Source organism: Lyngbya confervoides BDU141951 (genome assembly GCF_000817775.3).
Lineage (GTDB): Bacteria > Cyanobacteriota > Cyanobacteriia > Thermosynechococcales > Thermosynechococcaceae > Lyngbya > Lyngbya confervoides.
Genome location: NZ_JTHE03000013.1, coordinates 80,452 through 89,637, shown reverse-complemented (window position 1 = coordinate 89,637; position 9,186 = coordinate 80,452). Strand labels below are relative to the sequence as shown.

At 52.2% G+C, this 9,186-nt stretch carries 6 protein-coding genes; all 6 read left to right on the top strand.

Going from position 1 to position 9,186, the window contains the following annotated elements:
- Positions 1-323: 323 nt before the first annotated feature.
- The 6 genes from QQ91_RS02120 (at position 324) to QQ91_RS02095 (ending at position 9,166) form a co-directional block, all read left to right on the top strand.
- Complete coding sequence (locus tag QQ91_RS02120; RefSeq protein ID WP_166279414.1) at positions 324-887, top strand: type 1 glutamine amidotransferase domain-containing protein; 564 nt, start codon at positions 324-326, stop codon at positions 885-887.
- A gap of 805 nt (positions 888-1,692) precedes the next feature.
- Positions 1,693-1,842 carry a hypothetical protein gene (locus QQ91_RS02115; protein ID WP_166279411.1) on the top strand — a complete coding sequence of 50 codons (150 nt, stop codon included), beginning with the start codon at positions 1,693-1,695 and terminating at the stop codon, positions 1,840-1,842.
- A 372-nt stretch (positions 1,843-2,214) separates the two neighbouring features.
- Complete coding sequence (locus QQ91_RS02110; RefSeq protein ID WP_166279408.1) at positions 2,215-2,511, top strand: hypothetical protein; 297 nt, start codon at positions 2,215-2,217, stop codon at positions 2,509-2,511.
- Positions 2,512-3,419: 908 nt separating this feature from the next.
- Complete coding sequence (locus QQ91_RS02105) at positions 3,420-6,428, top strand: glycoside hydrolase family 31 protein (RefSeq protein WP_250833235.1); 3,009 nt, start codon at positions 3,420-3,422, stop codon at positions 6,426-6,428.
- A 120-nt stretch (positions 6,429-6,548) separates the two neighbouring features.
- Positions 6,549-7,748 (top strand): imelysin family protein, encoded by a 1,200-nt coding sequence (locus tag QQ91_RS02100; RefSeq protein WP_250833234.1) that lies wholly within the window; start codon positions 6,549-6,551, stop codon positions 7,746-7,748.
- Positions 7,745-9,166: a di-heme oxidoreductase family protein gene (locus QQ91_RS02095; protein ID WP_166279402.1), complete on the top strand. Its 1,422-nt coding sequence runs from the start codon at positions 7,745-7,747 to the stop codon at positions 9,164-9,166. Before QQ91_RS02100 ends, QQ91_RS02095 begins: the two co-directional genes overlap by 4 nt.
- The last annotated feature ends 20 nt before the right edge of the window (positions 9,167-9,186 follow it).

Here is a 9,186-nt window from a genome sequence, read left to right as displayed (position 1 = left end):
CAGGATCAACCCTGGTTAGAGCACTCTCCCAAAAAATACATTTTTCTCAAAACTGTCCCGCCTTAAATTGGTAGCCGGATTGACTTGTTAGAGACGTTTCTTGAGAGCTTCGCTCCCTGTGCATAGATATCTATGATTAAAACACTAGGGATTCTACTCCTATAGCTGACGGTGTCCAAAGCTGATGGTCTAAACCAAGGGACAGGCCCCCCATCTCTAGGTAGGGTGTCTCACCGCCATAAACCTATCCTTAGAAGGACGATCAATGATGGCTCCATTGAATAGCCTCAAGCATAGTGACACAAAACAGAAGAAATTATCCTATGAGTTTGACCTTAGCCGACAAAAAAATCGCGATCCTGGTTGCCAATGGATTTGAACAGACAGAGTTGACAAAACCTCGTGAGGCGTTGCTTGAAGCAGGAGCACAGGTGCATATCATCTCTCCAGAATCTGATCAGGTGCAAGGGTGGAATCACTACGACAAGGCTGATTTTTTCCCAGTAGATGTTGAATTAACAGCAGCAAAGGCGGACCTTTACGACGGGTTGCTGCTCCCTGGAGGAACGGTCAATCCCGATCAACTCCGGGTGAACAAGCAGGCGATCGCCTTCATTAAAGCCTTTTTTAAGGCGAATAAGCCAGTTGCGGCCATTTGCCACGGCCCTTGGTCTCTGATTGAAGCCGATGCGGTCAGGGACCGAACGGTCACCTCTTGGCCTTCTCTACAGACAGATTTAAAAAATGCGGGTGCAACCTGGGTCGATCAAGCGGTTGTCGTTGACAATGGCCTGATTACAAGCCGCAATCCTGATGATATTCCAGCTTTCAATCAACAACTGATCCAGGCGATCGCGGCAGGGACTCAGCAGCTTCAAACTGTGTAGATGCCCTAGACCGGATTAAGGCATGAGCCAGATTGCCGGTAACAAGGCGAATCCATGTTCACTGGCATTGTATTCCAGCCAATCAGGATCGGTTGCGCTCCACGTCCGCTTCCATGGCGATAAAGTTTGTCCAGAGAAGGGGAAGGGTTTCTTGGGACCTGACCTACGCTGGTGCGGGGTGCCTCAGGTCGCAACACCGGATCCCTAAATAAACGCCTCGTTGAGCAAATCACACATCAGTGGCAGCTTAGACCAAAGATAATCTCTAATCTTGGATTCGTTCGCGGGCGTGAGACAACCCTGATATTTCAAAGCGTCAACCACCTGATTGACTAATTTCTCTGGATAAGACTGCGATAGCTCTAACGTTCCCGGCATTTGGATAAGTTTCCAAACGGAGTGGATTAAGTCGGGTGTCATGGCGATGACCTCAAGACGCATGAAACACTAAAGGATTTTTCGAATTTAATATTTATTTAATGTTTTAGCTTGTATCACTCTACCGTGATTTTTGGTCAGTGGGGGCTTAGTTTACAAAATGAGATACCCCAGGACTGGCCTATGCTCGATGGGCAGCCAGCAACGGCCATTGCAAAGGTTTGGCCTGCTGATTGCGGCAGGTGTGGATCCGCCTAGGGTCGCCCAGCCCAAAGGGGTAATCGGTAAGGCGATGCCCAAAGGGTGGTCTGCGACCCTGGCGGCAGGTTGAATATTTTCGTCCCAACAGCGGAACCCGCAAACGGAGGCTGGCGGCCTGAGGGGGCAGCGGTTCTGTGCCGGGAGTGCGCTATGCCAAAGCAGGGGGATGCTGGTTGAACGGGTGTCTGTGAACGGGTTGGACGGGTTGCAGCTGGGGCTGTTTGACCCCGAGGATCGCGATCAATCCCCTTTACCCTTTGTTGGCAATGATCAGCATCTTTTCCCTTCCTGCGTCAGCGCCATGACCGACGGTTGATCTTCGACCCTGGCATTGTCGGCTTGCTTCCGCGATGATCTCCGACCGGGAAGGACTATGGTGCTGTAAGCCTCACCGCTTGCTTGGGGCTGAAAAAGTTTTCTGGCTTAGCTTGATGGAGAATTTGCGTGATCTGTGCAATATCCGGTGCAGGACTTTCTTTCGTGCATCCGCTCGGTTTACTATGGACTATGGAGGAGCCAATCGGCTCCCTCTGAAAGCCCCACAACCACCACTTCCTGCTCGGGTTCTTGAAGGAGCATAGGGGGGTCGCTGGGATGAAATCCACCCTGATGGCTGATCCAATGGCTGCGTAAAGGGTATGAACGTTTATGTTGATAACCCTTTGAAGACTTGATATCGTGAACTGCTTTGGCCCTTTCTAACAGTGAGGTGAAGGCCATGAAGATAGATGTACACTTTGTTCTTTCCCGCGATGATCTCCTTGGAGTCCTCATCAACGAGTTGCATCATCGTGAGCAGCAGGCTGTTTCTGTGAGTCTTGCAGAACTTGAAGCCTTGAATGAGGAGCAACTGAGATGCATTGTTACGAAAAATCTTCACCGATATGGGTTGTCTAAAATGGGAGGCGATTCCTACCCGCAGGATATTGTTGATCGCTTATCGGTGCTGGCCACCAGGATCAATGACGATTGGAGCTTTGGATGACCAGTGAAAACGATTCTCTGCCCAGGATTGTGGAAGCAAGATTCAGCAAGGCATTAAATAACCGCGTCATTTACTCTCAAGGATGACATTAAGAATCTTAATCTTCACATTTTCCTCAACATAACTCCTGACAATGAAAGCAGAATCGATCGGCCAGGGAAGATCTCTCAAGGTCGTTGGACGCGATCGCCTAGAAGCCTGGAACTGTGGCCTGAACAGTCTTCTTCTTCAAACCATCGCCACAGGACCGGAAAATCCATCTCAACCCTCTCCTGCTTTGACTAGAAGGCTGCTTTAAGGGTGCCTGCCGATTGTGTCATCTTCCTTGCCCCTCCGATTTGAGACTTCAGGAGCAGAATTTCCCCTTAGGATCAATTCTCCGGGACTGGTGATCTCCTCAAGCTTCTATGGACATATCCGAATGGAGGGCGGTGATGAAACATGCCTCTCAGAGGAACGGGATAGGGCGTTATCCGGTGGATAGACTCCAGGCCCTTGGCGAGGCCATGGGGGAGCAGTTTGCTCAGATCCGACCTGCATCTCCAGGCCTTCGACCGAATCATCAAAGTCTATTTGCCGCGCTTGGCGATCCCTTATTCAATACTCCCGCAAACTTAAGTGTCATTCCTTCAGATTCTGTGGATTTGAACAGGTTGAATGGTATTCAAGCAACTTCCTGGAACCTGGATGCCCCTTTCACGCGCAATGATTTTTTTGACCGCGGTAATTCAGGTCATTTTTTAAGGCTCAAAACTACTCAATTTCCCGCCTTGGCAGGCATGGTAGACAAGAATAGACGAACCGCGACCCGGTCTGCCCACAGGCTTTTCCCGGGGAATTCAGAGTCCATTTCTTTGTCTGCCGATGGGACGTACGCCTTGCCTCTGCCTGGGATCAGCAATGTGCAGGTGAAGCACCGTGCAGGCCTGCTGCAAATTTCCAATGGAATCATGACCGTTGAACTGCATCTCGATCCCTTTCGCTGGAGTGTGCGTAACAGCGTGGGTCAGATTACAGCTCGTGAACAGGCAGGAGGGCTATTTTACACCCGTCTAAACCCAGGAGAGGATACCCCTTCAACTTTTAGCGTTCTCAAGGTCACCGATTATCAACGCGTTGGAGAGGGGGTGGATTTACAGGTCTTAACGGAGGAAGGGAAAACAGCGAGGGTCAGGTTGCGTTTATCCTCATCTCAGGGGCTTGAGATCCAATTTCTGCCACCAGACCCCGATAGCCTGCTTGAAGTGGGCGATCGCCTCATCTCTCCAGAAAATGAGGCGATTTACGGCCTGACCGAACGACTCCAGGATTCCCCCCTACTCTCGGAAACACCACCCTTCAACCTTGTCCCCCAGATCCCGGATATTCCGGTACAAGACGTCTTTCCTGGGTTTCCAAACGGGCCGAAGGGGTTCCCCTTTCCTGCCCCGATTGGCCCTGTGATTTGGGGCGCAGAGGTTGGATCCTTGAATCGTCGTGGAGAAACTGTGGAGATGAAAATATATCCCACTTTTTCTCTTTACACGCCTTTCTACCAATCCTCTAGAGACTATGGACTCCATGTGGAAGGCACAACATTCGGCGAATTTGACATCGCAAACTCAAATCCAGGTGAACTTCGATTTAACTTTGAGCGTGGATCTCAGCCAGGTCTTACGTTTCATGTTTTTACAGCCCCCAGTCCCCTGCAAATCCTCGATGAATATACCCAGCGGACTGGACGCCCCTTTGTGCCCCCTGATTGGGCTTTTCTGAACTGGCGCTGGCGAGATGAACTCTCCACCGAGGTGCCTTTAAAAGCCATGGACATTAATGGCAATGGCGAGATGGATCCAGAGGAAGAAACAAGACTTGTGAATGCCACCTTTGCCGAGGATATTGAAAATTTTGATCAGTTTGAAATCCCCCCTGGTGTCTATCTTTTCGATCGGCCTGTTCTAGAGGGGAATTATGGTTTTGGCTCATGGCAGTGGGATGAAGGCCGGATGGGTGACATTGACGCTATCTTTGAGGCCTTAGAAGCCCGTGAGTATCGCACGATAATTTGGAGTAGCACTTTAATGTGTGGCGCCAATGGCGCTGAGGCCCTGTGGCGAGGTTATTTAGCCCCCGGAGCCCCTGGGTTGCCGCTATGCTCAGATGTTCAGATTCCGTTTCTCAGTCCGAATTTTGTTCTTGATGTTACGAATCCTGCCGCCAGGGACTGGTGGAAACATCGGATCTCGTCGTTTTTGACGGAGTGGGGGATTGATGGCATTAAGCTCGATCGCGGAGAGGAAAACATCCCGTCTACCTTGTCAGATATCTGGGCCGATGGACGCACAGGTGCTGAAGTTCGCAATGACTATCCTAATCTGCAAGCCCTACTCCACCATGAAGCTCTCGAGGACGCTCACCCCGATGGGGACTTCGTTTTAATTTCACGGGCGGGGTACAGCGGTACGCAAGAATATTCTGTTTTTTGGGGTGGAGATACGGCAGGAAGTGCCCTGTTTGGACTGGGGGACGGGACCGATCTGGGTCTTCGCAGTGCAATCATCGCTCAGCAACGGGCCGCCTATATGGGAATGCCGATCTGGGGATCTGATACCGGGGGATATTACGAGTTTAAAGATCGCGAAGTGTTTGCCCGCTGGATTGAATTTAGCGCCTTTTCCGGAATAATGGAAATTGGTGGTCAGGGTACCCATGCTCCCTGGGATATGCCGACGGAGCCGAATTTTGATGAGGCCATGATCGAAATTTATCGTCGCTATACCACCCTCAGACAGACTCTGCTCCCCTACATCGTCAGCGCCGCTCAGGAGGCAGAAAAGGGAGTTCCCCTGGTTCGCCCCATGGCGATCGCCTATCCTCAAGTGCCTGAGGTCCGAGACAAATGGGATCAGTACCTGTTCGGTCCCGATTTGTTAGTTGCTCCAGTCTGGAAGATTGGAGAGCGAAGTCGAGAGGTTTATTTGCCTAGCGGTCAATGGCGAAACTACTGGAATCCGGCAGAGGTTTTTCAGGGGCGTCGGTCGATTACGGTTGAGGCTCCCCTGGATACCATTCCTGTGTTTGTGCGAGCGGGGGCGGAGGTGCCTTTCCCGCAGAGCAATGCCGCCTCAAGCTTGAATGCAAGCGTCCATGGGAGTCACGCCCCTGTCGATCCCGACGTTCTGGAATCCTTGGCAGCCCTGGCCATTGAGCAATCCAATCGCCTCGCCAGTGACAGGGGTTGGTTCCAATCCACCGCTTCCGATCGGTTAGCCTCCAATCAATATGAGCTGGTGATGGGCACCCCTCAAGCCGATCTGTTCATTGCGGATCTAGAGGGTCCCTTTGATGGCTATCGAGATGTGGTGCGAACCGGATCGGGTCCGGATGAAGTAGATGCGATTCTGGTTGCACTCCAGCAGGCCCCCGTGGGGGAAAATCTTATTTTTACCGGTAGCGGCGATGATTACGTATTTTTAGGGCGAGAAGATCTTGTCAGCACCGGTTTGGGCAACGATGCCTTGGATGCTGTGGATAGCTTGGGCGGAAACCAGGGAAAGGGTGGATCGGGACAGGATAGCTTTTACCTGGGCCATGGCGATGTCTTTTGGGGGGGATCAGGGCGCGATCGCTTTTTTGTGGGGGCTGGGGGAGAGAACATTCTCTCTGGCGGGCCGGATGGAGACGAATTTTGGATTGCGAACGGATCGATTCCGGCGGCAGTGAACACCATTATTGACTTTAATTTTGATCAAGGTGATCGAGTGTTGATTGCGGGCGCGGAGAGTTTAGGCATTCGAGATCTCCAGGACATCACGCAACAGATTGTGCCGGGGGTTGGCTTGCTCTTGAGTTCCTATGGAGATCCGCTGGCTTTGCTGCACGGGGTCAATGCCGCCCTAGACGCCCGTCAGATCTGGTTACAAGAGAGTATCGTCTAGACCGGATCCGGCTCAGGTTGTTGCTGATTATGACTTGATAGTTGATAATAGTTTTCAAAAAGTGTATGTTGAGTGAGCTTCGACTAAGTTCCTGTTGTGTTGCGCGTTCATGAGTAAACGGTGAGTAAAACATTTTTGTGGACGGGGATCGCCATGGTGGGTTTGAGTCTAATCGCGTGCGATCGCGCCCCAGTGAATTCTATTAACTCCCAGCCTAAAACCCTGAAGATTAGCGCTTCACAGGCGGAGCCCTACATTGAAAACTATGCGGAACTGGTTTTTCAAACCTACCGCGACAGCCATCAACAGGCCGTCTCCCTGCAACGCGCCATCACAACCCTCCTGGAAAATCCCAGTGAGGCCACCTTGAATCAGGCTCGGCAAGCCTGGACTCAAGCTCGCCAAAGCTATCTCCAAACCGAAGCCTTTCGCTTTTACGGTGGTCCGATTGATTTTGTAGATGAGCAAACGGGAGAAGAAGGCCCCGAAGCACGAATCAATGCTTGGCCCATGAATGAGGCCTTTATTGATTACGTCCAAGGTAAGCCCGACAGCGGATTTATTAACAATCCTGAACTCACTGTCGATCTCGACTCTATCCTGGAAAACGATCAAATCAATGATGAGGCCGATGTGACCACGGGCTGGCATGCAATAGAATTTCTCCTGTGGGGGCAAGATCTCAATGCCCAGGGGCCAGGGCAGCGCAGCTTTACAGATTTTCTGCCTGATCAAGGCAATAACAATCGCCGCCGAGACTATCTCACCCTAGTGACCGATCAGCTGGTCACGGATCTTGGCAATTTGGAGCAGGCATGGAGCCCAGATTCAGGCAGCTATCGCGCCACCTTTATCAAAGCCGATCCCCAGCAAACCCTGAGTAATATTTTCACTGCCCTCGCCACCTTAAGCGCCTTTGAAATGGGATCTGAGCGCCTGGCTACCTCCCTCGATAGTGGCGATCAAGAAGATGAGCATTCTTGTTTTAGCGATACCACTCACCAAGACTTTATCTTTAACGCCCAGGGGATCGCCAATGTTTATCGCGGCGACTATGGCAGCTATCAAGGATTGGGCTTTGATGATCTGATCCAGGAGATCAATCCCGAGGTGCATCAAGACATTACGGCTGCCCTTGCGCAAACCCAGGAGGCGATCGCCCAAATTCCGGCGCCCTTTGATCAAATGCTGGCCTCTGCCCCTGAGAGTCCTCCCCGCCAACGGGCGGAAACCGCTGTCCAAGCCCTCGAAAATCAGGCGCAGCAGTTTCAGAAACTCTCCTCCGTCCTGGGGATTACCGTCGATATTCTGGCCGAATGAAACGTCGATATCTACTGATGGGACTTTTGGGCCTTGCCATCGTCCTGGGGATAGCCATGATTCAATATGGGCGGCTTTCTCGGGAGGATGTGACGAGATTAGCCAACCGGACGCCGCTATCGGGGGGAGAAGCGGCAACGGTTTTTGAAATCAAGCAAACGGCCTTTGCCCAACCCCTGAAAAATCTTGATGGGAAACGCCGACGGATTTTTACCGCCGGCGACCACCTCTTCAATACGCAATGGGTGCAGGCACCCGCCTCCGTCAAAACCCTGGATGGCTTAGGTCCTCTGTTTAATCGGAACTCCTGCTCCAGCTGTCATCTACGCGACGGGCGTGGGCGTCCTCCCCTAGCCGGGGAAGATCAGATGCTCTCAAAGCTGGTGCGGATCAGCATTCCTGGCAAAGATCTCCACGGGGGGCCTCTCCCCCATCCTGTCTACGGCACTCAACTTCAGGAGCAAAGTATTTTAGGGGTTCCGGCGGAAGGGAGAACCCAAATTACCTGGACCGAAGCAACCCATCAGTTCCAAGATGGAGACTCCTATGCTCTCCGCCAGCCCAGCTACGAGATGACCGAGTTAGGCTATGGTCCCCTAGGCCCTGACATTCAACTCTCAGCGCGGGTCGCGCCAGCTGTGTTTGGGTTGGGGTTACTCGAAAATATCCCAGCAGATCAGATCCTCTCCCACGCCGATCCAGAGGACACAAACGGGGATGGTATTTCAGGTCGTCCTAACTATGTGTGGGATGTAGAGCAAGGGGCGCGGCGCTTGGGGCGTTTGGGCTGGAAAGCAAATCAGCCCAATCTCAAACAGCAGAATGCGGGTGCCTTCAATGGCGATATGGGGCTGACCACCTCCCTGTTTCCCGATTCCAACTGCACCGCTGCGCAACGGGGCTGTCAACGGGAAACGCAATATGGTGATCAGCCGGAGGTTCAAGATCCATTTCTCGAAAAATTAACCACCTACATCAGCCTTCTGGGTGTTCCCGCCCGCCGCCATCTCAATCATCCTCGGGTGCAGCGGGGAGAGAAACTTTTCTACGCGGCCCAGTGCGATCGCTGTCACCTGCCAACACAGACCACGGGCAATGGATCTCCCCATCCTGAACTCAATCAGCAGGTGATTCATGCCTATACGGATTTATTACTGCACGATATGGGGGAAGGATTGGCCGACCGCCGGCCCGATTTTGAGGCCTCTGGCCGTGAATGGAGAACGCCACCGCTCTGGGGCATTGGCCTGGTGGAAAGTGTCAATAAACATAGCTTCTTTCTTCACGATGGGCGAGCCCGCAATCTCATGGAGGCGGTGTTGTGGCATGGTGGGGAAGCGCAATCGAGTCAATCTTTCGTCACGGCCTTGCCCCGCAGCGATCGCCAGGCCTTAGAACAGTTCTTAAAGTCTCTATAGTTCTCTAGTGTTTGCTTCCT

Excerpts from the sequence above, each read along its gene's own strand:
- QQ91_RS02120 (WP_166279414.1), top strand. The coding sequence starts at position 324 with ATGAGTTTGACCTTAGCCGACAAAAAAATCGCGATCCTGGTTGCCAAT.
- QQ91_RS02115 (WP_166279411.1), top strand. The coding sequence starts at position 1,693 with ATGCTGGTTGAACGGGTGTCTGTGAACGGGTTGGACGGGTTGCAGCTG.
- QQ91_RS02095 (WP_166279402.1), top strand. The coding sequence starts at position 7,745 with ATGAAACGTCGATATCTACTGATGGGACTTTTGGGCCTTGCCATCGTC.